Annotated in this window: 19 protein-coding genes; 11 read left to right on the top strand and 8 right to left on the bottom strand. The window is 73.7% G+C overall.

Going from position 1 to position 19615, the window contains the following annotated elements:
• The 3 genes from ABT084_RS05230 to ABT084_RS05220 form a co-directional block, all read left to right on the top strand.
• On the top strand, positions 1 to 1425 hold a 1425-nt coding region (locus ABT084_RS05230), incomplete at its 5' end, for a molybdopterin molybdotransferase MoeA (RefSeq protein ID WP_351038306.1).
• Positions 1413 to 2513 (top strand): potassium channel family protein, encoded by a 1101-nt coding sequence (locus ABT084_RS05225; RefSeq protein WP_351038305.1) that lies wholly within the window; start codon positions 1413 to 1415, stop codon positions 2511 to 2513. The genes ABT084_RS05230 and ABT084_RS05225, both read left to right, overlap by 13 nt.
• 38 nt (positions 2514 to 2551) lie before the next feature.
• Positions 2552 to 3535, top strand: a complete 984-nt coding sequence (locus ABT084_RS05220; protein ID WP_351038304.1) for an NAD(P)H-quinone oxidoreductase — start codon at positions 2552 to 2554, stop codon at positions 3533 to 3535.
• Positions 3536 to 3553: 18 nt separating this feature from the next.
• On the opposite strand, the gene ABT084_RS05215 is transcribed toward ABT084_RS05220, so the two are convergent.
• Genes ABT084_RS05215 through pdhA form a run of 3 tightly spaced genes read right to left on the bottom strand, consistent with a single transcriptional unit; the run spans position 3554 to position 7049 of the window.
• Complete coding sequence (locus tag ABT084_RS05215; RefSeq protein WP_351038303.1) at positions 3554 to 4894, bottom strand: dihydrolipoamide acetyltransferase family protein; 1341 nt, start codon at positions 4892 to 4894, stop codon at positions 3554 to 3556.
• Complete coding sequence (locus tag ABT084_RS05210) at positions 4894 to 5916, bottom strand: alpha-ketoacid dehydrogenase subunit beta (protein ID WP_351038302.1); 1023 nt, start codon at positions 5914 to 5916, stop codon at positions 4894 to 4896. The genes ABT084_RS05215 and ABT084_RS05210 overlap by 1 nt, the downstream gene beginning before the upstream one ends.
• A complete protein-coding gene (gene pdhA, locus ABT084_RS05205) occupies positions 5913 to 7049 on the bottom strand; it encodes a pyruvate dehydrogenase (acetyl-transferring) E1 component subunit alpha (RefSeq protein ID WP_351038301.1) in 1137 nt (378 codons plus the stop codon). The genes ABT084_RS05210 and pdhA overlap by 4 nt, the downstream gene beginning before the upstream one ends.
• A 178-nt stretch (positions 7050 to 7227) precedes the next feature.
• Between pdhA and ABT084_RS05200 the strand changes: the two genes are divergently transcribed.
• Positions 7228 to 7851 carry an Lrp/AsnC family transcriptional regulator gene (locus tag ABT084_RS05200; protein WP_351038300.1) on the top strand — a complete coding sequence of 208 codons (624 nt, stop codon included), beginning with the start codon at positions 7228 to 7230 and terminating at the stop codon, positions 7849 to 7851.
• Positions 7852 to 7886: 35 nt separating this feature from the next.
• Here ABT084_RS05200 and ABT084_RS05195 read toward each other — a convergent pair whose 3' ends face one another.
• Entirely contained in the window at positions 7887 to 8471 is a 585-nt protein-coding gene (locus tag ABT084_RS05195; RefSeq protein WP_351038299.1) for a TetR/AcrR family transcriptional regulator, read from the bottom strand.
• Positions 8468 to 10039, bottom strand: a complete 1572-nt coding sequence (locus tag ABT084_RS05190; RefSeq protein ID WP_351038298.1) for a 3-hydroxyacyl-CoA dehydrogenase — start codon at positions 10037 to 10039, stop codon at positions 8468 to 8470. Before ABT084_RS05190 ends, ABT084_RS05195 begins: the two co-directional genes overlap by 4 nt.
• A 180-nt stretch (positions 10040 to 10219) precedes the next feature.
• Here ABT084_RS05190 and paaN point away from each other — a divergent pair, with 180 nt between their 5' ends.
• Positions 10220 to 11902, top strand: a complete 1683-nt coding sequence (gene paaN / locus ABT084_RS05185; protein ID WP_351038297.1) for a phenylacetic acid degradation protein PaaN — start codon at positions 10220 to 10222, stop codon at positions 11900 to 11902.
• A 15-nt stretch (positions 11903 to 11917) separates the two neighbouring features.
• Here the strand turns inward: paaN and ABT084_RS05180 are convergent, their stop codons facing one another.
• From ABT084_RS05180 to ABT084_RS05170, 3 genes are read right to left on the bottom strand one after another with little or no spacing between them, the layout of a single operon-like run.
• Positions 11918 to 12679, bottom strand: a complete 762-nt coding sequence (locus tag ABT084_RS05180) for a TrmH family RNA methyltransferase (protein WP_351038296.1) — start codon at positions 12677 to 12679, stop codon at positions 11918 to 11920.
• A 10-nt stretch (positions 12680 to 12689) separates the two neighbouring features.
• Positions 12690 to 13925, bottom strand: a complete 1236-nt coding sequence (locus ABT084_RS05175; protein WP_351038295.1) for an HTTM domain-containing protein — start codon at positions 13923 to 13925, stop codon at positions 12690 to 12692.
• Complete coding sequence (locus ABT084_RS05170; RefSeq protein WP_351038294.1) at positions 13901 to 14587, bottom strand: DUF5819 family protein; 687 nt, start codon at positions 14585 to 14587, stop codon at positions 13901 to 13903. The genes ABT084_RS05175 and ABT084_RS05170 overlap by 25 nt, the downstream gene beginning before the upstream one ends.
• 135 nt (positions 14588 to 14722) lie before the next feature.
• Between ABT084_RS05170 and paaA the strand changes: the two genes are divergently transcribed.
• The 6 genes from paaA to ABT084_RS05140 all read left to right on the top strand — a co-directional run bounded on the left by paaA (position 14723) and on the right by ABT084_RS05140 (position 19612).
• On the top strand, positions 14723 to 15685 hold the full coding sequence (gene paaA / locus ABT084_RS05165; protein WP_351038318.1) for a 1,2-phenylacetyl-CoA epoxidase subunit PaaA: 963 nt from the start codon (positions 14723 to 14725) through the stop codon (positions 15683 to 15685).
• Positions 15682 to 15966, top strand: a complete 285-nt coding sequence (gene paaB / locus ABT084_RS05160; protein ID WP_351038293.1) for a 1,2-phenylacetyl-CoA epoxidase subunit PaaB — start codon at positions 15682 to 15684, stop codon at positions 15964 to 15966. The genes paaA and paaB overlap by 4 nt, the downstream gene beginning before the upstream one ends.
• Positions 15967 to 16004: 38 nt before the next feature.
• Positions 16005 to 16742, top strand: coding sequence for a 1,2-phenylacetyl-CoA epoxidase subunit PaaC (paaC, locus tag ABT084_RS05155; protein ID WP_351038317.1), 738 nt, complete (start codon positions 16005 to 16007; stop codon positions 16740 to 16742).
• A complete protein-coding gene (gene paaD / locus ABT084_RS05150) occupies positions 16736 to 17230 on the top strand; it encodes a 1,2-phenylacetyl-CoA epoxidase subunit PaaD (RefSeq protein ID WP_351038292.1) in 495 nt (164 codons plus the stop codon). The genes paaC and paaD overlap by 7 nt, the downstream gene beginning before the upstream one ends.
• A complete protein-coding gene (gene paaE / locus ABT084_RS05145; protein ID WP_351038291.1) occupies positions 17231 to 18340 on the top strand; it encodes a 1,2-phenylacetyl-CoA epoxidase subunit PaaE in 1110 nt (369 codons plus the stop codon).
• A gap of 123 nt (positions 18341 to 18463) precedes the next feature.
• Positions 18464 to 19612: an acyl-CoA dehydrogenase family protein gene (locus ABT084_RS05140; RefSeq protein ID WP_351038290.1), complete on the top strand. Its 1149-nt coding sequence runs from the start codon at positions 18464 to 18466 to the stop codon at positions 19610 to 19612.
• Positions 19613 to 19615 lie beyond the last annotated feature (3 nt).

The raw sequence follows: 19615 nt of genomic DNA, 5'->3' as shown, positions 1-19615 counted from the left end.
GGCCCGGCGGCCGCCGGGCCGGACACGCCCGACGCGCCGGGGCCCCGCGGCGCCGACCCGGACTCCGCGGGGTCCCGGGCCGGTGACCCGGGCGGTGGCGCGGCGCGCGGGAGTCTGGAGCACGGGAGTCTGGAGCGGCACCTCGACGAGGCGCTCGCCCTGGTCAGCCGGGCCCCCACGGGCAAGGAGGGGGGCGGGCACCGGGCCACGGCCTGGCCGCGGGCCGGGCAGGAGGCGGCGCGAGCGGGTGCCGGGAGCCCCGTCCGCACCCACCACGCACCCCTCTCCGAGGCCCTCGGCGAGATCCTCGTGACCCCCCTGGACGCGCTGACCGACCTGCCGTCCTTCGACACCTCCGCCATGGACGGCTGGGCCGTCTCCGGACCCGGCCCCTGGACCCTGCGGCTCGGTGCCGGGGTCCTGGCGGGCTCCGACCGGCCGCGCCCCCTCGCCTGCGGTGAGGCCGTACGGATCGCCACCGGCGCCCGGGTCCCGGCCGACACCACCGCCGTGATCCGCAGCGAGCACGCGCACACCGTCGGCGATCCGGGCCGGCTGCACGCCGACCGCCCCGTGGTCACCGGCCAGGACATCCGGCCACGCGCCCAGGAGTGCCGCTCCGGGGACCTGCTGCTGCCCGCGGGAGCCCTGGTCACCCCGGCGGTCCTGGGGCTGGCCGCCGCCGCCGGGTACGACCGGCTCCACACCCGGCCGCGGCCCCGGGTGGAGATCCTGGTGCTGGGCGACGAGCTGCTCACCGAGGGCCGCCCGCACGACGGGCTGATCCGGGACGCCCTGAGCCCCATGCTCGGTCCCTGGCTCACCCGGCTCGGCGCCGACGTCATCGCCACCACCCGCCTCGGCGACGACCCCGAGGGCGCCGAAGCCCTCTACCGGGCCGTCACCGGCTCCGCGGCCGACGTGGTCGTCACCACCGGCGGCACGGCCTCCGGCCCCGTCGACCACGTCCACCCCGTGCTGGCCCGGGCGGGCGCCGAACTGCTGGTGGACGGAGTCGCCGTACGCCCCGGCCATCCCATGCTGCTGGCCCGGCTCGCCGACCGCGCCCCCGACCAGAGCGCCGTCCGGCACCTCGTGGGCCTGCCCGGCAACCCCCTGGCCGCCGTCTCGGGCCTGCTCACCCTCGCCGAACCGCTGCTGCGCGCGCTCGCCGGGCGCCCGCCCCGCCACCGCTACACGGTGCCCGTGCGCGACGACGTACCCGGCCACCCGTACGACACCCGGCTCGTCCCCGTCCTGATCACCGCCGACCACGCGGTGCCGCTGCACTACAACGGCCCGGCGATGCTGCGCGGGATCGCGGCCTCGGACGCGCTGATCGTCGTACCGCCGGGCGGTGTGCGCACCGGGCAGGACGTCGAGGTCCTCGACCTGCCCTGGGCCGCGGGGGGATGTTTCACGTGAAACTTCACGGCCAGGACGCGATGGCGCGCCAGGCGGACGAGAAGCTCGTCTCCCGGCGGATCAAGCTCCCCAAACGCGAGGTCACCAAGCCGCTGCGGCAGGTCACGCGGCGGCTGATGATGGCCCTGTTCGTGCTGTGCCTGACGGTGCTCCTCGTGTACGTCGACCGCGACGGCTATCACGACAACGCCAACGGCAAGGTCGACTTCCTCGACGCCGTCTACTACGCGACCGTGACCCTCTCGACCACCGGTTACGGCGACATCGTCCCCTACAGCGACGGCGCGCGCCTGGTCAACATCCTGCTGATCACGCCCCTGCGCGTGGTGTTCCTGATCATCCTGGTCGGCACCACTCTCGAAGTCCTCACCGAACGGACCCGGGAGGAGTGGCGGCTGAACCGCTGGAGGAAGAACTTGCGCGAGCACACGGTCGTCGTCGGCTTCGGCACCAAGGGCCGCTCGGCCCTGCAGACGCTGCTGGCCACCGGCCTCTCCAAGGAGCAGGTGGTCATCGTCGACCCCAGCGCGAAGGTCATCGACATGGCCAACGCCGAGGGGTTCACCGGCGTGGTCGGCGACGCGACCCGCTCGGACGTCCTGCTGCGCGCCGAACTCCAGAAGGCCCGTCAGGTGGTCATCGCCACCCAGCGCGATGACACGGCGGTCCTGGTCACCCTGACGGCCCGCCAGCTCAATCGCGGCGCAAAGATCGTGGCGGCGGTGCGCGAGGAGGAGAACGCGCCGCTGCTGCGCCAGTCCGGCGCGGACGCCGTCATCACCAGCGCGAGCGCGGCCGGGCGGCTGCTGGGCCTGTCGGTGCTCAGCCCCAGCGCGGGCACCGTGATGGAGGACCTGATCCAGCAGGGCAGCGGCCTGGACCTGATCGAACGGCCCGTCAAGAAGGCCGAGGTCGGCAAGCGGGTCCGGGAGACCGAGGACCTGGTGGTGAGCGTGCTGCGCGGCCACCGGCTGCTCGCGTACGACGACCCGCACGCGAGCCCGCTCCAGCCGACGGACCGGGTGATCGCCATCGTCCGCGCGGCGCCGCCCACCGCGCCTCCGGTGACGCTGGGGCCCGCCGAGTAGGCGTGGAGGCACGCACGCGCCCGAGTAGGCTCCGGCGCATGCAAGCGATCACCATTCCGCAGCCCGGCGGCCCCGAGGCCCTGGTCTGGGCCGATGTACCCGATCCCGTGGCGGCCGAGGGCGAGGTCCTCGTCGAGGTCGCGGCCGGCGCCGTGAACCGGGCCGACGTGCTCCAGCGACAGGGCTTCTACGATCCGCCGCCGGGCGCCTCCCGCTATCCCGGCCTCGAGTGCTCCGGCCGGATCGTCGCGCTCGGCCCGGGGGTGTCCGGCTGGTCGGTGGGCGACGAGGTGTGCGCGCTGCTCTCGGGCGGCGGCTACGCCGAGCGGGTGGCCGTACCCGCGGGTCAGCTGCTGCCCGTCCCGGCGGGCGTGGACCTGGTGTCGGCGGCCGCGCTGCCCGAGGTGGCGTGCACGGTGTGGTCCAACGTGTTCATGGGCCCGGGCAAGCACCTGCGGGCCGGGGAGACGCTGCTCGTGCACGGCGGTTCCAGCGGCATCGGCACCATGGCGATCCAGCTGGCCAAGGCGATCGGCGCCCGGGTCGCGGTGACGGCGGGCGGCCCCGAGAAGCTGGCGCGCTGCGCGGAGCTGGGCGCGGACGTCCTGATCGACTACCGCGAGCAGGACTTCGTGACCGAGGTCCGCGGGGCGACCGGCGGCGCCGGAGCCGACGTGATCCTGGACATCATCGGGGCGAAGTACCTGGCCCGGAACGTGGACGCCCTCGCGATCGGCGGCCGGCTCGCCGTGATCGGACTCCAGGGCGGCGCCAAGGCCGAACTGAACCTCGGCGCGCTGCTGTCGAAGCGGGCGAGCGTCAGCGCGACCTCGCTGCGGGCCCGTCCGCTGGAGGAGAAGGCGGCCATCGTCGCGGCCGTGCGCGAGCACGTCTGGCCGCTGATCGCCGACGGGCGGGTGCGCCCGGTGGTGCACGCCGCCTATCCGATGCGCGAAGCCGCCGAGGCCCACCGGGTCATGGAGTCCAGCGCCCACGTGGGCAAACTCCTGCTGACCCGCTGAGCCCCGGCGGTCGCGGTCCTACAGGCCTCGCAACAGGACCGAAGGGGACTCCACGCAGTCGGCGACGTACCGCAGGAAGCCGCCCGCCGTACCGCCGTCGCACACCCGGTGGTCGAAGGTGAGGGAGAGCTGGACGACCTTGCGCACGGCCAGCTCGCCCTCGTGCACCCAGGGCTTCGGGATGATCCGGCCGACGCCGAGCATGGCCGCCTCCGGGTGGTTGATGATCGGCGTCGAGCCGTCCACCCCGAACACGCCATAGTTGTTGAGCGTGAAGGTGCCACCGGTGAGGTCCGAGGGGGCCAGCCTCCCCGCGCGGGCCAGCTCGGTCAGCCGGCCGAACTCCGCCGACAGGCGCTCCGCGTTCATCGCCTGCGCGTCCTTGACCACGGGGACCATCAGGCCCCGCTCCGTCTGGGCCGCGAAGCCCAGGTGCACGGAGGGCAGCCGGACGATCTCGTTCGCCTCGAGGTCCACCCGGGAGTTCAGCTCCGGGTGGCGGGCGAGCGCCGCCGTGCAGATCCGGGCCAGCAGGGCCAGTACCGAGATCTTCGGTCCGCCCACCGCGTTCATCGCGGCCCGGGCCGCCATCAGTTCCGTCGCGTCGGCGTCCACCCAGCAGGTGGCGTCCGGGATCTCCCGGCGGCTGCGCGACAGCTTCTCCGCGACCGCACCGCGCAGGCCCTTGAGCGGGATCCGCTCCCCCGCGAGGGAGGGTACGGACGCCGGCGCCACCGGGGCCGCCACCGGCTCCGGTGCCCGCAGCGCCGCCTCCACGTCCGCGCGCAGGATCAGCCCCTCGGGGCCCGATCCGCTCAGGGCGCGCAGGTCGACGCCGTTGTCCCGGGCCAGCTTCCGCACCAGGGGCGAGATCACGGCGACGGGCCCGACGGCCACGGGTGCGGCAACGGGTGCGGCCACGGGTGCGGCCACCGCCGCGGGTGCGACGGCGGGGGCCGGGGTCCCCACGACCGTGGTCGCGGCCGCGGCCGCCGGGCGGATCCGGCGTCGCCGCGCCGGCCGTGAGTGGTCCGTCCCGTACCCGACCAGCACGTTCCCCGAGCCCGCGCTCTCCGCGTCGGCGGGGGCCGGATCGGGGCGCGCCGCGGTGGCCGAGCCGACCGCCACCGTGATCAGCGGTGCCCCGACGGGCAGTTCGGTGCCCTCCTCGCCGAAGCGGGCGGTCACCACGCCCCCGTACGGGCAGGGCACCTCGACCATCGCCTTGGCCGTCTCGACCTCGACGACCGGCTGGTCCACGGCGACCACGTCGCCCACCGCCACCAGCCAGCGCACGATCTCGGCCTCGGTCAGTCCCTCACCGAGGTCGGGCAGCTTGAACTCCAGCACCTGAGGCATCAGTTCTCCCACTGCAGGCGGGCCACGGTGTCCAGGATCCGGTCCACGCCGGGCAGGTGGTGCTTCTCCAGCATCGGCGGCGGATACGGGATGTCGAATCCCGTCACCCGCAGCACCGGCGCCTCCAGGTGGTGGAAGCAGCGCTCCATGATCCGGGCCGCGATCTCCGCGCCGGGGCCGCCGAAGCCGTTCGCCTCGTGGACCACCACGGCGCGCCCGGTCCGGCGCACCGCCGCGACCACCGTCTCCTCGTCGAAGGGCACCAGCGAGCGCAGGTCCAGCACCTCCAGGTCCCAGCCCTCCTCGCGGGCCGCCTCGGCCGCCTCCAGGCAGACCGGCAGGGAGGGCCCGTAGGTGATCAGGGTGGCGCTCGTGCCCGCCCGGCGGACCATCGCCTTTCCGATGCCCGGAACCTCCGTGGGCGCCTCGGGCGACCAGTCGGCCTTCGACCAGTAGAGCCGCTTGGGCTCCAGGAAGATCACCGGGTCGTCACTGGCGATCGCCGCGCGCATCAGCCCGTACGCGTCCTCCACGGTCGCCGGGGTCACCACATGCACACCGGGGGTGGCCAGGTAGTAGGCCTCGGAGGAGTCGCTGTGGTGCTCGACCCCGCCGATCCCGCCGCCGTAGGGCACCCGGATGGTGATCGGCATCGGCATCGCGCCGCGCGTGCGGTTGCGCATCTTCGCCACGTGCGAGATGAGCTGCTCGAACGCCGGGTAGGCGAAGGCGTCGAACTGCATCTCGACCACCGGCCGCAGCCCGTACATCGCCATGCCCACCGCGGCGCCCAGGATCCCGGCCTCCGCGAGCGGGGTGTCCGTACAGCGGTCCTCGCCGAACTCCTTCATCAGGCCGTCCGTGATCCGGAAGACCCCGCCCAGGGCGCCGACGTCCTCGCCCATGACGTGCACGGCCGGGTCCTCGGCCATCGCGTCGCGCAGCGCCCGGCCCAGGGCCTGCGCCATGGTCGCGGGCTTCGCCGCCGTCTTCTTCACCGGCTTGGCCGCCACCGTGGTCATCCTTCAGCTCCAGCTTCCAGCTCGGCGCGCAGCATCTCCGCCTGCTCCCGCAGCCGGTCGGTCTGCTCCGCGTAGACGTGCGCGAAGAGGTCCATCGGGTCGAGGACCGGGTCGGCGTTCATTCCCTCGCGCAGCGCGGCCGCCATGACCTCCGCCGCCTCCTTCGCCGCCTCGATGCCCTCGGCGTCCAGCAGGCCGCGGGCGGTCAGCTCGCGCTCCAGCAGATCCACCGGGTCGTGCGCCTTCCAGGCCTCCACCTCGGCGTCGGCGCGGTAGCGGGTGGCGTCGTCGGCGTTGGTGTGCGCCTCGATCCGGTACGTGACGGCCTCGACCAGGGTCGGACCGCCGCCCGCGCGGGCCCTCGCCACGGCCTCGGACAGCACCTCGTGCACGGCCGCGATGTCATTGCCGTCGACCAGCCGGCCCGGCATTCCGTACCCCACTGCCTTGTGGGCCAGCGTCGGGGCGGCGGTCTGCTTGGCGAGCGGGACGGAGATCGCGAAGCCGTTGTTCTGGACGAGGAAGACCACCGGGGCCTTCCAGACGGCCGCGAAGTTCAGCGCCTCGTGGAAGTCGCCCTCGCTGGTGCCGCCGTCGCCGACCATGGCCAGCGCCACCACGTCGTCGCCGCGCAGCCGCGCCGCGTGCGCCAGGCCCACCGCGTGCGGCAGCTGGGTGGCGAGCGGGGTGCACAGCGGGGCTATCCGGTGCTCCCGCGGGTCGTAGCCGGTGTGCCAGTCGCCGCGCAGCAGCGTCAGCGCCTGGACGGGGTCCAGGCCGCGGGCCACGGCCGCGAGGGTGTCGCGGTAGCTGGGGAAGAGCCAGTCCCGGTCCTCCAGGACCAGGGCGGCCGCTATCTCGCAGGCCTCCTGGCCGACGGTCGACGGGTACACCGCGAGCCGGCCCTGCCGGGTCAGCGCGGTCGCCTGCGCGTTGTAACGGCGCCCGCGCACCAGCTCGGCGTAGCACCGGCGCATCAGCTCCGGGTCGAGCTTCTCCGCCGCCGGGGTGCCGAGCACCCGGTACGGCTCGGGGTCCGGGAGCAGCGGGGCGGCATCCGTGCGGGGCCTCCAGGCGGGCGGCGGGGTCGGACGGTGGGACGCACCGGCACCGGGCAGCTCTTGGACCGTCATGGCGGAGTACACCTCCTCGTGGGAAGCGGGCAGGGCGGGCCCCGGGTGTGAGGCCCCTCACCTACCGATTGTTCGGTTTGCCGCGCAATTTGGCTACAGGCACCTCCAGGCTGTGGACAAAGTGGCGCCGGGGCCCTGGGATGGGTGCAGGACGTCCAGGAGAGGGAGGCATCGGGCAATGCCGGATGAACAAATGGCCGGAGCGGGCTGCGCACCGGCCGCCCCCGGGGGCCCGGCCGCGCCCGCGGCGCAGCCCGCGGGTCCGCCGCCCGCGCAGCCCGCGGGTCCGTCGCCGGACCGGTCCGCGGCGCCGCCCCGCCCCCTGGACCCGATCGACCGTTCGATCCTGCGACTGCTCCAATCGGATGGCCGCGCCTCGATACGGTCGGTGGCCGAGCAGGTCCACGTGTCGCGCGCGAACGCCTACGCGCGGATCAACCGGCTGATCGACGACGGGGTCATCCGGGGCTTCACCGCCCGCGTGAACCACGAGCGCGCCGGTCAGGGCGCCTCGGCCTACATCACGCTCAAGATCGTCCAGAACTCCTGGCGGACGGTCCGGGAGCAGCTGCGCGAGCTGCCGGGAGCGGTGCACATCGCCCTGGTCAGCGGGGATTTCGACGTGCTCCTGCTGGTCCACACGCCTGACAACCGCACCCTGCGCGAGCTGGTCCTGACCCGGCTCCAGTCGATCCCCGAGGTGCTCTCGACCCGCACCCTGCTGGTGTTCGAGGAGACGGACCTGCTGGCCCCGGACACGGGCGCGGAGCACGACGGACCGGCCCTCATCCCGGAGGAGTGAGCCGGTCAGCTGCGTGAGGCCGGACGCCGAAGGTCCTAGACGGTGCGCAGGCCGCCGAAGGCCATCCGGGCGACCGCGTCCGCCAGCTGGTCGGCGTCCCCGCCGGAGTGCGGGCGGTACCACTCGACCAGCGAGTTCACCATGCCGAAGAGCAGCCGGGTGGCGAGCCGCGTGTCGACGTCCGACCGCAGGTCCCCCTCGGCCGCGGCCGCCTTCAGCAGATCGGCGACCTGGTGATCGAACTCGCGGCGCCGCTCCAGCGCCCAGCGCTCGGTGCGGGTGTTGCCGCGCACGCGCAGCAGCAGCGTGACGTACGGCAGCTCCGCGACCAGCACCTCCACCGTGCGCCGCGTGACGTACTCGACCCGCTCCACGGCCCGGCCGCGCACCGCGCCCGGCTCCTCCAGGACGGCGAACAGCCCGTCCAGGGCGCGGCTGACGGCCCGGCGCAGGAGCTCTTCCTTGCCCGCGACGTGGTGGTAGATCGAGGACTTGGAGATTCCGGCCGCCTTGGAGAGGTGCTCCATGGAGGTGCCGTCGTACCCGCGCTCGTTGAAGACCTGCACCGCGACCGTCAGCAGGGTCTCCGGCGTGTACGTGTCCCGCCTGGCGGTGGTCATGCCCCGTCCTCCGCGTCGGCGGCGTCCTGCGCGTCGGCCGTGTCCTCCGCGTCGGCGGCGTCCTGCGCGTCGGCGGCGTAGCCCAGCCGGTACAGGGCGAGGGAGGGCGCGTAACGGCCTCCCGGGCAGCGCTCGTCGAGGTGGTGGAGGAGGTCGTAGGCCCAGTCCTGGCCGAGCCTGCCGTGCCACTCCGAGGGCCCGAGCGGGTAGTTGACACCGAGCCGCATCGCGGTGTCGATGTCCTCGGCGGTGGCCGCGCCGCGCGCGACCGCGTCCGCCGTGAGGTCGATGAGCATCGCGACGGTACGGGCGACGATCATGCCCGGTACGTCGCCGATGACGGACACCTTCTTGCCGAGCTTCTGGAACAGGCCGACGGCCTCGGCGAGGGTCTCCTCGGAGGTGTCCTCGCTGGCGGAGAGCGCGATCCGGGTGGCGCCCCGGTAGTCGAGGGCGAGGTCGAAGTAGACGACGTCGGCGAATTCGACCGAGGTCTTGCCGTCGGCGAGGACCAGCTGGCCCTCGCCGGGCAGCTGGATGTACGGGCCCCCGGTCTCGGTGACGGTGACCGCGATCCCGGCCTCCTCCATGAGGTCGACCAGCTCGGCGGCGGGGCCGAGGTCGCCGACGACGCTCACCGCGTCGGGGCAGGCCTGCGGCCCGGCGGTGTGCGGCTCCGGCCGCGGCCGCGCGTCCTCGGCCTTGCCGTACGGGAACCAGCCGTGCCCCGACTTGCGGCCGAGGCGGCCCGACTGGACGAGGCGGCGCTGGGCGAGGGAGGGCGTGAACTTGGGGCTGCGGAAGAAGGACTCCCACACCGAGCGGGTGACGGCCTCGTTGACGTCCTGGCCGATCAGGTCGGTCAGTTCGAAGGGGCCCATCCGGAAGCCGCCGCTCTCGCGCAGCACGGCGTCGATGGTGGCGGGGTCGGCGCCGCGCTCCTCGTACACCGCGAAGGCCTCGGCGTAGAAGGGGCGGGCGATCCGGTTGACGATGAAGCCGGGGGTGTCCGCGCAGCGGACCGGGGTCTTGCCCCAGCCCAGGACGGTCTCGTACGCGCGCCCGGCGGCGGCCGCGTCGGTGGCGAAGCCGCTGACGACCTCCACCAGCGGGAGCAGCGGGGCCGGGTTGAAGAAGTGCAGGCCGAGGAAGCGGCCGGGGTGGGCGAGGCCCGCCGCGAGTTCGGTGACGGAGAGGGAGGAGGTGTTGGTCGCCAGCAGGGCGTCCGGCGAAACCACCTCTTCGAGGGAGGCGAAGAGCGCGCGCTTGACGCCCGCGTCCTCGACGACGGCCTCGATCACCAGGGCGGCCCCGGCGAGGTCGGCGAGCGCGTGGGCCGACCCGATCCGGCCGATCGCGGAGTCCGCGTCGGCTCGATCCAGCCGCCCCTTGGCGGTCATCCGCTCGACCCGGTCCTGTACCGCGGCGCGGCCCGCGCGCGCGGCCGCCTCGTCGATGTCGTAGAGCAGCACCGGGTGACCTGCGAGAAGGGCGACCTGTGCGATGCCCTGGCCCATGGTGCCGGCACCGACGACCGCCACAGTGCGGGAGCGCTCGATTGCTGTCATGACCCGATCCTCCCGCACCGACTTATCCACAGGTCTGCCGGGCCCTCTTGTCCCGACCGATCGTTCGGTTACTCTAACTCCAGTCTGCTCTTCCCCGCCCTTCCTTGCCCGATCCGCTCGCTCGATCGCTTCCGATCCGGGTGAGCGATCCCGCCCGGCTCAACGAGGAGTTGGTCCCAGATGGCCGCCGCGCTCACCGTCCCCCAGCTGTCCGAGAAGCACCGGACCACGCTCGACCAGGCGCTGGCGGCCATCCGTAGCCGTGCCTACTGGTCCCCGCATCCCGAGCACCCCAAGGCCTACGGCGAGAACGCCGCGGCCGAGGGCCTCGCGGCCTTCGAGGCCGTCCGCGGCACCCGCTTCGACCTGGATCAGCCCGGCACCGACGGCTGGGCGGGCGGCGAGGTCTCGCCGTTCGGCCCGGAGCTCGGCGTCGAGTACCCGCACGCCGACCCGGACGTGCTGCTGCCGGCCATGAAGGCGGGCATGGGTGCCTGGCGCGACGCGGGGCCCGAGGTGCGCGCCCTCGTCTGCATCGAGATCCTGGCCCGGATCGGCGCCCGTACGCACGAGTTCGCGCACGCGGTCATGCACACCAGCGGCCAGGCCTTCATGATGGCCTTCCAGGCGGGCGGCCCGCACGCGCAGGACCGCGGCCTGGAGGCCGTGGTCTACGCGTACGAGGAGCAGACCCGGGTCCCGGGGCTGGCGGACTGGTCCAAGCCGCAGGGCAAGAAGGACCCGCTGGAGCTGACCAAGACCTTCACCCCCGTGCCGCGCGGCGTCGCGCTGGTCATCGGCTGCAACACCTTCCCCACCTGGAACGGCTACCCGGGCCTGTTCGCCTCCCTGGCCACCGGCAACCCGGTGCTGGTCAAGCCGCACCCGCGCGCCGTGCTGCCGCTCGCGCTCACCGTGCGGGTGGCGCGCGAGGTCCTCGCCGAGGCGGGCTTCGACCCCAACCTCGTGGCGCTGACCGTCGAGAACCCGGGTGAGGGCATCGCCAAGACCCTCGCGGTCCGCCCCGAGATCAAGCTGATCGACTACACCGGCTCCACCGCCTTCGGCGACTGGCTGGAGGCCAACGCCCGCCAGGCGCAGGTGTACACGGAGAAGGCGGGCGTCAACACCGTCGTCCTCGACTCCACCGACGACTACAAGGGGATGCTGGGCAACCTCGCCTTCTCGCTCTCCCTCTACAGCGGCCAGATGTGCACCACCCCGCAGAACCTGCTGATCCCGCGCGACGGCATCGCGACGGACGCGGGCCACAAGTCCTACGACGAGGTCGTGGCCGACCTGGCCCGCCAGGTCGAGGGCCTGCTGGGCGACGACGGCCGGGCCAACGCGCTGCTGGGCGCGCTGGTCAACCCGGACGTGAAGGCGCGGCTGGAGGCGGCGGCCGGGCTCGGCGAGGTCGCGCTGGCCTCGCGCGAGGTCGCCAACCCGGAGTTCCCGGACGCGGTGGTCCGTACGCCGGTGATGGTCAAGCTGGACGCGGGCAAGGCGGACCCGGAGGCGGCGTACCTCTCCGAGTGCTTCGGGCCGGTCTCCTTCGCGGTGGCCGTGGACTCGACCGCCGACGCGCTGGAGCTGCTGCGGCGCACGGTGCGGGAGAAGGGCGCCATGACGGTCGGCGCCTACACCTCCTCGGCCGACACCGAGCGGGCGATCGAGGAGGTCTGCCTGGAGGAGTCCGCGCAGCTCTCCTTGAACCTGACCGGCGGGGTCTTCGTCAACCAGACCGCCGCCTTCTCCGATTTCCACGGCTCCGGGGGCAACCCGGCCGCTAACGCCGCTCTGTGCGACGGGGCGTTCGTGGCCAACCGCTTCCGGGTCGTGGAGGTGCGCCGCCAGGCCTGAGCGGCTGCCCACTGGTCAGGCCTTCGGGCCGCCCCAGTGAAAGAGGGCCATGGCCACGCTGGTGGCGAGGTTGTAGCTGGAGACCTGCGGGCGCATCGGCAGGGACACCAGGTGATCGGCCCGGGCGCGCAGCTCGGGCGAGATGCCGTGGCGTTCCGAGCCGAAGGCGAGCAGGGCGTCGTCCGGGAGGGTGAGGGCGCGGATGTCCTCGCCCTCCGGGTCGAGCGCGTAGAGCGGCCCGGGCGGCAGCTCCTCCAGCTCCAGCCGGGCCACGGCGGTGGCGTAGTGCAGCCCGGCGCCCGCCCGGACCACGTGCGGGTGCCAGGGGTCGAGATCGCCCCGGGTCACCACCCCGGTGGCGCCGAAGCCCGCCGCGAGGCGGACGACGGCGCCGACGTTGCCGAGGTTGCGGGGGTTGTCCAGGACCACCACGGGCGCGCTGCGGGGCGTCCGGGCGAGCGCCTCGCGCAGGGCGTGCCGGCCGGGGCGTACGGCGAGGGCCGCGACCCCGGTCGGGTGCACGCGGGCGACCAGGTCGCGCAGCGGCGCCTCGCGCACGAGCCCGTCCAGGGCGGCCCGTACGTCCGGGGCCAGTTCGCCGGCCAGCTCCAGCAGCGCCGCGCGGTCCTCGGCGACGGCCAGGGGGATGTCCGCGCCGAAGCGCACGGCGTGCTTGAGCGCGTGGAACCCGTCGAGGAGCACCAGCTCCCCGCTCCCGGCGGCCTCCCGCCAGCTCCGTACCGTCTCCGCCGTCCCGGCCCCGTCTTCGCTGCTCATGCGGACGACCTTACGGCGCGGGCGCGTACGCCTCCGTCGCGGCCGAGGGTTCGGGATCCGCCGCGGCGGCCGGGAGTCCGGCGGTGCGGCCGGTCAGGGCGCGGGCCCGGGCCCCCACCCACACCAGGAACACCGTCGGCAGGAACACGGCGTCGGCGGCGATCATCGCCAGTGAGAAGAACGGCAGCCCGAGCAGCACCGCGATCCCGGCGTGCTCCAGCACCATCACGCAGAGCAGTGCGTTCTTGATCCGCCGGTTGAACAGCGTGAAGGGGAACGCGACCTGGACCGCCACCGTCCCGTACGTCAGCAGCATCACCAGCGTCCCGCCGGACGCCAGCATCCCCGACAGCCCGGGCCAGGGGGTGAAGTAGTCCAGCCGCAGCGGGTAGTACAGGGCGGTGCCGTCCTGCCAGCGCGAGCCCTGGATCTTGTACCAGCCCGCCGTGGCGTAGATCAGGCAGACCTCCGCCATGATCACCAGCAGCCCCGCGTTGTGCACCAGGTTGGCGATCACGTCCAGGGTCGCGCGCCGCTCGTCCCGCGGCTCTCCCCCAGCTACCGCTGGGAGGTGCCCCCGGCGCTCGAGCGTCCACCACAGGCCCTGGACCACCCACAGCGTCGCGAAGGCGGCGAGCCAGCCGGCGCCGGCCCCGTCCGTGAGGGCGGCATACGGCAGCACCAGGCCCAGCAGGACCCACAGCACCGGCCCGGCGGCCCCGGTGGACGCCGACCCGGTCCGGGCCGCGCGCCGCGCGTCCAGCGACCACACCCGCGCGCACCGGGTGAGCACCAGGTAGAGCGCCATGAGGTGGATGACGTTGTCCCCGCCGTCGCCCATGAACACGCTGCGGTTCTGCAGGGACAGCACCCCGGTCATGAACAGCACCGACATCGCCCGGGTGCGCCAGCCGACCAACAGCAGCGCGGCCGACCCGAGCGCGAGCGCGTAGACGATCTCGAACCACAGCGTCGAATCCGACCACATCAGCACGGTGAACGCGTGGTTCGAGCCGATCAGCCGCTCGGCCAGCTGCCAGCTCCAGGGGCCGTCGGGACCGTACAGCTCGCGCCGGTTCGGGAACTCGCGCAACAGGAAGAGCAGCCAGGTCGCGGAGAAGCCGATCCGCACGACGGCGCTCTGGTACGGGCCGAGCGCCTGCCCGGTGACCCGCGCCAGGCCACGGGCCGCGGCCGCGCGCACGGCGGCCGCGCGGGGGCTCACACGCTCGGCACGGTCCACCACGGCAGCTCCCGGTAGTAGGTCTGGGTGTCGGTCTTCTCCGTGCTCCACGGCGGCGCCGCGACCGAGGTCGTCGCGGAGCGCAGCTGGATCCGCAGGATCCGGTCCCCGTCCCGGGCCAGCCGGGCGACCGCGATCCGCTGGAGGTAGGCCTCGGAGAGCGCGCCGCGGTCGCCGTTCGGCTTGTTGTCGTCGTCGTGCGAGCCGGTGAAGAAGTCCCAGGCCCGGCGCAGCTCGTTCTGCTGCGTGTGGCTGGGGAGCGGATTGTGCCGTATGGCCTCGGCGTCCTGGGCGGACAGGTCGCGCCACCCGGTGGTGACCAGGTCCCCGACGGCGGTGCGGACCTGGGCGCGCGCCTCGACGGCGATGTTCTGCTGCAGCGGGTTCGGGGCGAAGAGCTTCCAGTTCTGTTCGAACTCGGGATAGATCCAGTCGTCCACCGTGCGCGCGTGCCGTTTGCTGACCGTGTTGGACGGTGCCACGTGCAGGAACACCATCGCCAGGTGCCAGCAGGCCGTGACGGCGACGGCGCCCAGCGCCAGGGCCGCGATGACCCGGTACGGGGTGGACAGACCGGCGATTCCGGGCGCCCGGGAGGGCTCCGCCGCGGGCGTTTCCGCGGCTTCGCGCTCGTTCGAAACCATCCCGCCCCGATCATCGGCCATCCACAGAGGTTGACACCCTACGGGCCGCCGACTCACCATTGAAGAGAATGAACCGAACGATCGGTCGGTCGGGCGGCAAGGCGACATCGGCAGGGGGCCGTGATGGTGACAGTGACCCCGGAATCGGGGCGGGGCATGGCCCTCGCGGCAGGCCTGACGGCGCAGCTGGTGGCGTCCTTCGAGGCGGCCGTCGCGGCCGAGGAGCGCGTCGAACCGCGCGACTGGATGCCCGACGAGTACCGGGCCTCGCTGGTCCGCCAGATGGCCCAGCACGCCCATTCGGAAATCATCGGCATGCAGCCCGAGGCCAACTGGATCACCCGCGCGCCCTCGCTGCGCCGCAAGGCGATCCTGATGGCCAAGGTGCAGGACGAGGCCGGGCACGGCCTCTACCTCTACAGCGCAGCCGAGACCCTGGGCACGAGCCGCGACGAGCTGCTCGACAAGCTCCACGCGGGCAAGCAGAAGTACTCCTCGATCTTCAACTACCCCACCCTGACCTGGGCCGACGTCGGCGCCATCGGCTGGCTCGTGGACGGCGCGGCGATCACCAACCAGGTGCCGATCTGCCGCTGCTCCTACGGTCCGTACGCCCGGGCCATGGTCCGGATCTGCAAGGAGGAGTCCTTCCACCAGCGCCAGGGGTACGAGCTGCTGCTCGCCCTCTCGCAGGGCACCGAGGCGCAGCACGCCATGGCGCAGGACGCGGTCGACCGCTGGTGGTGGCCCTCCCTGATGATGTTCGGCCCGCCCGACGACGAGTCGGCGCACTCCGCCCAGTCGATGGCCTGGCGGATCAAGCGGCACACCAATGACGAGCTGCGCCAGCGGTTCGTGGACATCGCCGTCCCGCAGGCCGAGTCGCTGGGCCTGACCCTGCCCGACCCGGACCTGAAGTGGAACGAGGAGCGCGGGCACCACGACTTCGGCGCGATCGACTGGTCGGAGTTCTGGGACGTGCTCAAGGGCAACGGCCCCTGCAACGAACAGCGCATAGGCCAGCGCCGCCGGGCGCACGAGGACGGTGCGTGGGTCCGCGACGCGGCCGTGGCCCATGCCGCGAAGCACACCGCACAGAACGAGGAGGCACGGGTATGACGCAGAACTGGCCGCTGTGGGAGGTGTTCGTGCGCTCGCGCCGCGGGCTCTCGCACACGCACGCGGGGAGCCTGCACGCCCCCGACGCGGAGATGGCGCTGCGCAATGCCCGCGATCTCTACACCCGGCGGGGCGAGGGCATCTCGATCTGGGTGGTCCCCTCGACGGCGGTGACCGCGTCCTCGCCGGACGAGCGGGACCCGTTCTTCGCCTCGGCCGCGGACAAGCCGTACCGCCACCCCACCTTCTACGACATCCCGGAGGGGGTGCGTCACCTGTGACCACCACGTCGCAGCGGCCCGGCACGTCAGCGTCGGACCTGTCCCCGGCTGACGCGTCCCAGCCGGACGCCGTGTACGCCGCCGCCCTCGCCCTGGGCGACGACGCGCTGATCCTCTCCCACCGCCTCGGCGAGTGGGCGGGCCACGCGCCCGTCCTGGAGGAGGAGGTCGCGCTGGCGAACATCGCCCTCGACCTGCTCGGCCAGGCCCGCGTCCTGCTCTCCATGGCGGGTGACGAGGACGAGCTGGCGTTCCTGCGCGAGGAGCGCGCCTTCCGCAACCTCCAGCTGGTCGAGCAGCCGAACGGCGACTTCGCCCACACCATCGTCCGCCAGCTCTTCTTCTCCCTCCACCAGCAGCTGCTCTTCACCGAGCTGGCCGCCGGGGACGGACCCTTCGCGCCGCTCGCGGCCAAGGCCGTCAAGGAGATCGCCTACCACCGCGACCACGCCGAGCAGTGGACCCTGCGGCTCGGCGACGGCACCGAGGAGAGCGGGCGCAGGATGCGGACCGCCCTGGACGCCCTGTGGAAGTTCACCGGCGAGATGTTCCAGCCGGTGGCCGGCCTGGAGGTGGACTGGTCCGCCCTGGAGGGCCGCTGGCTGGCCGCTCTGGGCGAGGTGCTGGAGCGGGCGGGCCTCGCGCTGCCCGAGGGGCCGCGCACCGGGGCCTGGGCCGCCGGAGCCGGCCGCCAGGGCCTGCACACCGAGACGTTCGGGCGGATGCTCGCGGAGATGCAGCACCTGCACCGCAGCCACCCGGGGGCGTCGTGGTGACCGCGACCCGCCTGGAGGAGGAGCTGGCGGCGCTCGCGGGCTCCGTTCCCGACCCCGAGCTGCCCGTGCTCACCCTGGCCGAGCTGGGCGTGATGCGCGGCGTGCGGATGGCCGAGGACGGGAGCGCCGAGGTCACCCTCACCCCGACCTACACCGGGTGCCCGGCGATCGAGGCCATGGCCGCCGACATCGAGCGCGTCCTGCACGGCCACGGCATCGCCGAGGTGAGCGTGCGGACCGTGCTCTCCCCCGCCTGGTCCACCGACGACATCAGCGCCGAAGGCCGCCGCAAGCTGGCCGAGTTCGGCATCGCCCCGCCCCGGCCGCACGCGGCGGGCGGACCGGTGTCCCTCAGCCTGTCGGTCCGCTGCCCGCAGTGCGGGTCCACCGACACCGAGCTGCTCAGCCGTTTCTCCTCCACCGCGTGCAAAGCCTTGCGGCGCTGCGTCTCCTGCCGCGAGCCGTTCGACCACTTCAAGGAGCTGTAGATGACCGCGGCCCGGCACGGCGCGTTCCACCCGCTGACGGTGATCGAGGTCGAGAGGCTCACCGACGACTCGGTCGCGCTCACCCTGCGGGTGCCGCCGGAGCTGCGCGAGGAGTACCGGCACGCCCCGGGCCAGCACCTGACCCTGCGCCGCCGCCCGGCCGATGGCCCGGAGGTCCGGCGCACGTATTCGATCTGCTCGGCCGCCCCGGCCGCCGACGTCCCGGGCCCGCAGTGGCTGCGGGTCGGGGTGCGGCTGGTGGAGGGCGGCGAGTTCTCCACCTTCGCCCACAAGGAGATCGCCGCCGGGGACGTGCTCGAGGTGATGGTCCCGGCCGGCCGCTTCGTGCTGGATCCGGCCGCGGCGCCGGCCGCCGCGCACTACGCGGCCGTCGTCGGCGGCAGCGGGATCACCCCGGTGCTGTCGATCGCCGCGACGCTGCTCGCCGCCCGGCCCGACGCCCGGTTCTGCCTGGTGCGCAGTGACCGTACGGCGGCCTCGACGATGTTCCTGGAGGAGGTCGCCGACCTCAAGGACCGTCATCCCGAGCGGTTCCAGCTGGTCACCGTCCTGTCCCGGGAGGAGCAGGAGGCCGGGCTGCCGTCCGGGCGGCTGGACGAGGAGCGGCTGACGGCGCTGCTGCCCGCGCTGCTGCCGGTCGGCGAGGTCGCGGGCTGGTTCCTGTGCGGGCCGTACGGCCTGGTCCAGGGCGCGGAGCGGGCGCTGGGCGCGCTCGGTGTCGCCCGGACCCGGATCCACGAGGAGATCTTCCACGTCGAGGACGCCCCCGCCACCGCGGTGGCGGCTCCCGCCGGTCCGGGCGGGGCGGCCGCGCTCAGCCGGGTCACGGCCCGGCTCGACGGCCGCTCCGGCACGTGGCCCGTCCAGGACGGCGAGTCGCTGCTGGACGCGGTGCTGCGCAACCGCGCGGACGCGCCGTACGCCTGCAAGGGCGGCGTGTGCGGCACCTGCCGGGCGTTCCTCGTGACGGGCGAGGTCCGGATGGACCGGAACTTCGCCCTGGAGGAAGAGGAGACGGAGGCCGGGTTCGTGCTGGCCTGCCAGTCGCACCCCCTGACGGAGGAAGTGGAGATCGACTTCGACCGCTGAGGCGGCTTCGTGCCGGTACTCCCTCGGGCACTGCCTCCTGTACTCCTGTGCTTTTTCAGGAACGTGTTCTATCTTGACGCACCGTCAGACAGAACACATCCGGTGCGCGCGGGAGGACAGGCAGTGGACTTCACCTTCACCGAGGAGCAGCAGGCCGCGGTCGAGGCGGCGAAGGCCGTCTTCGCGGACGTCGCGCCCGACGGCGTGCCCAGCCCCGCGCTCACTCCGGGCGCCGTGGCCGACGAGTTCGACCGGCCGCTGTGGGCCAGGCTCGCCGCCTCGGACCTGATCGGCCTGGTCCTGGACCCCGCGCACGGCGGGGCGGGGCTCGACGCCATCGCCCTGTGCCTGGTGCTGCGGGAGGCGGCGAGGGTGCTGGCCCGGGTGCCGCTGCTGGAGCACTGCGCCACCGCCATGGCCGTCCAGGCCCACGGCGGCCCGGAGCTCCGCGCCGCCCTGCTGCCGGGAGCCGCGCGGGGCGAGAGCGTCCTGACCGTCGCCGCCCACGGCCGCTCCGGCCACGACCCGGCCGAACTGGCCGTCACCGCCCGCCCGGACGCCGACAGCGCGACCTGGACCCTGGACGGCGTACAGACGGCCGTTCCCTGGGCGCACAGCGCCGACTGGATCGCCGTCCCGGCCCACACCGGCGAGGCGGACGCGGTCATCGCGCTGGTCCCGCGCACCGCCGACGGCCTCGCCCTCGCCGACCAGTTCTCCACCAGCGGCGAGAAGATGGCCGAGCTGACCCTGGACGGCGTACGGGTCCCCGCGAGCCACCTCATCGACGCGCCCGGCGCCTGGGAGCGGCTGCGCCAGCTGCTGGCGACCGGCACCTGCGCCCTGGCTCTCGGGCTGGGCGAGGGCGTCCTGACCATGACCAGCCAGTACACGAGCAAGCGCGAGCAGTTCGGCTTCCCCGTCGCCACCTTCCAGGCGGTCGCGGTACAGGCCGCCGACCGGTACATCGACCTGCGCGCCATGGAGGTCACCCTCTGGCAGGCCGCCTGGCGGCTGGACCGGGCGACCGGCGGCGCGGGCGGCCCGCTGCCGAGCGCCGGCGACGTGGCGGTGGCCAAGATCTGGGCGTCCGACGGGGTCCGCCGGGTCGTCCAGACCGCCCAGCACCTGCACGGCGGCTTCGGCGCCGACACCGACTACCCCCTGCACCGCTACCACGCCTGGGCCAAGCAGCTGGAGCTCCAGCTCGGCCCGGCCGCGGCCCACGAGGAGGCACTGGGCGACCTGCTGGCCGCCCACCCCCTCGCCTGACCG

It is taken from the genome of Streptomyces sp. NPDC002138 (assembly GCF_040296485.1).
In the GTDB taxonomy this organism is placed as follows: domain Bacteria; phylum Actinomycetota; class Actinomycetes; order Streptomycetales; family Streptomycetaceae; genus Streptomyces.
Note: the sequence above shows the minus strand (reverse complement) of the source record. Positions and strands in the feature narration are given on the sequence as shown.

Bases quoted from the DNA above. Each gene is read 5' to 3' on its own strand.
- ABT084_RS05210 (WP_351038302.1), bottom strand. From the start codon at position 5,916: ATGACCACGGTGGCGGCCAAGCCGGTGAAGAAGACGGCGGCGAAGCCC.
- ABT084_RS05195 (WP_351038299.1), bottom strand. From the start codon at position 8,471: ATGACCACCGCCAGGCGGGACACGTACACGCCGGAGACCCTGCTGACG.
- ABT084_RS05170 (WP_351038294.1), bottom strand. From the start codon at position 14,587: ATGGCCGATGATCGGGGCGGGATGGTTTCGAACGAGCGCGAAGCCGCG.
- ABT084_RS05215 (WP_351038303.1), bottom strand. From the start codon at position 4,894: ATGCCTCAGGTGCTGGAGTTCAAGCTGCCCGACCTCGGTGAGGGACTG.
- ABT084_RS05220 (WP_351038304.1), top strand. From the start codon at position 2,552: ATGCAAGCGATCACCATTCCGCAGCCCGGCGGCCCCGAGGCCCTGGTC.
- ABT084_RS05190 (WP_351038298.1), bottom strand. From the start codon at position 10,039: ATGACAGCAATCGAGCGCTCCCGCACTGTGGCGGTCGTCGGTGCCGGC.
- ABT084_RS05200 (WP_351038300.1), top strand. From the start codon at position 7,228: ATGCCGGATGAACAAATGGCCGGAGCGGGCTGCGCACCGGCCGCCCCC.
- paaB (WP_351038293.1), top strand. From the start codon at position 15,682: ATGACGCAGAACTGGCCGCTGTGGGAGGTGTTCGTGCGCTCGCGCCGC.
- ABT084_RS05180 (WP_351038296.1), bottom strand. From the start codon at position 12,679: ATGAGCAGCGAAGACGGGGCCGGGACGGCGGAGACGGTACGGAGCTGG.
- paaE (WP_351038291.1), top strand. From the start codon at position 17,231: ATGACCGCGGCCCGGCACGGCGCGTTCCACCCGCTGACGGTGATCGAG.
- paaN (WP_351038297.1), top strand. From the start codon at position 10,220: ATGGCCGCCGCGCTCACCGTCCCCCAGCTGTCCGAGAAGCACCGGACC.
- paaA (WP_351038318.1), top strand. From the start codon at position 14,723: ATGGCCCTCGCGGCAGGCCTGACGGCGCAGCTGGTGGCGTCCTTCGAG.
- ABT084_RS05225 (WP_351038305.1), top strand. From the start codon at position 1,413: ATGTTTCACGTGAAACTTCACGGCCAGGACGCGATGGCGCGCCAGGCG.
- pdhA (WP_351038301.1), bottom strand. From the start codon at position 7,049: ATGACGGTCCAAGAGCTGCCCGGTGCCGGTGCGTCCCACCGTCCGACC.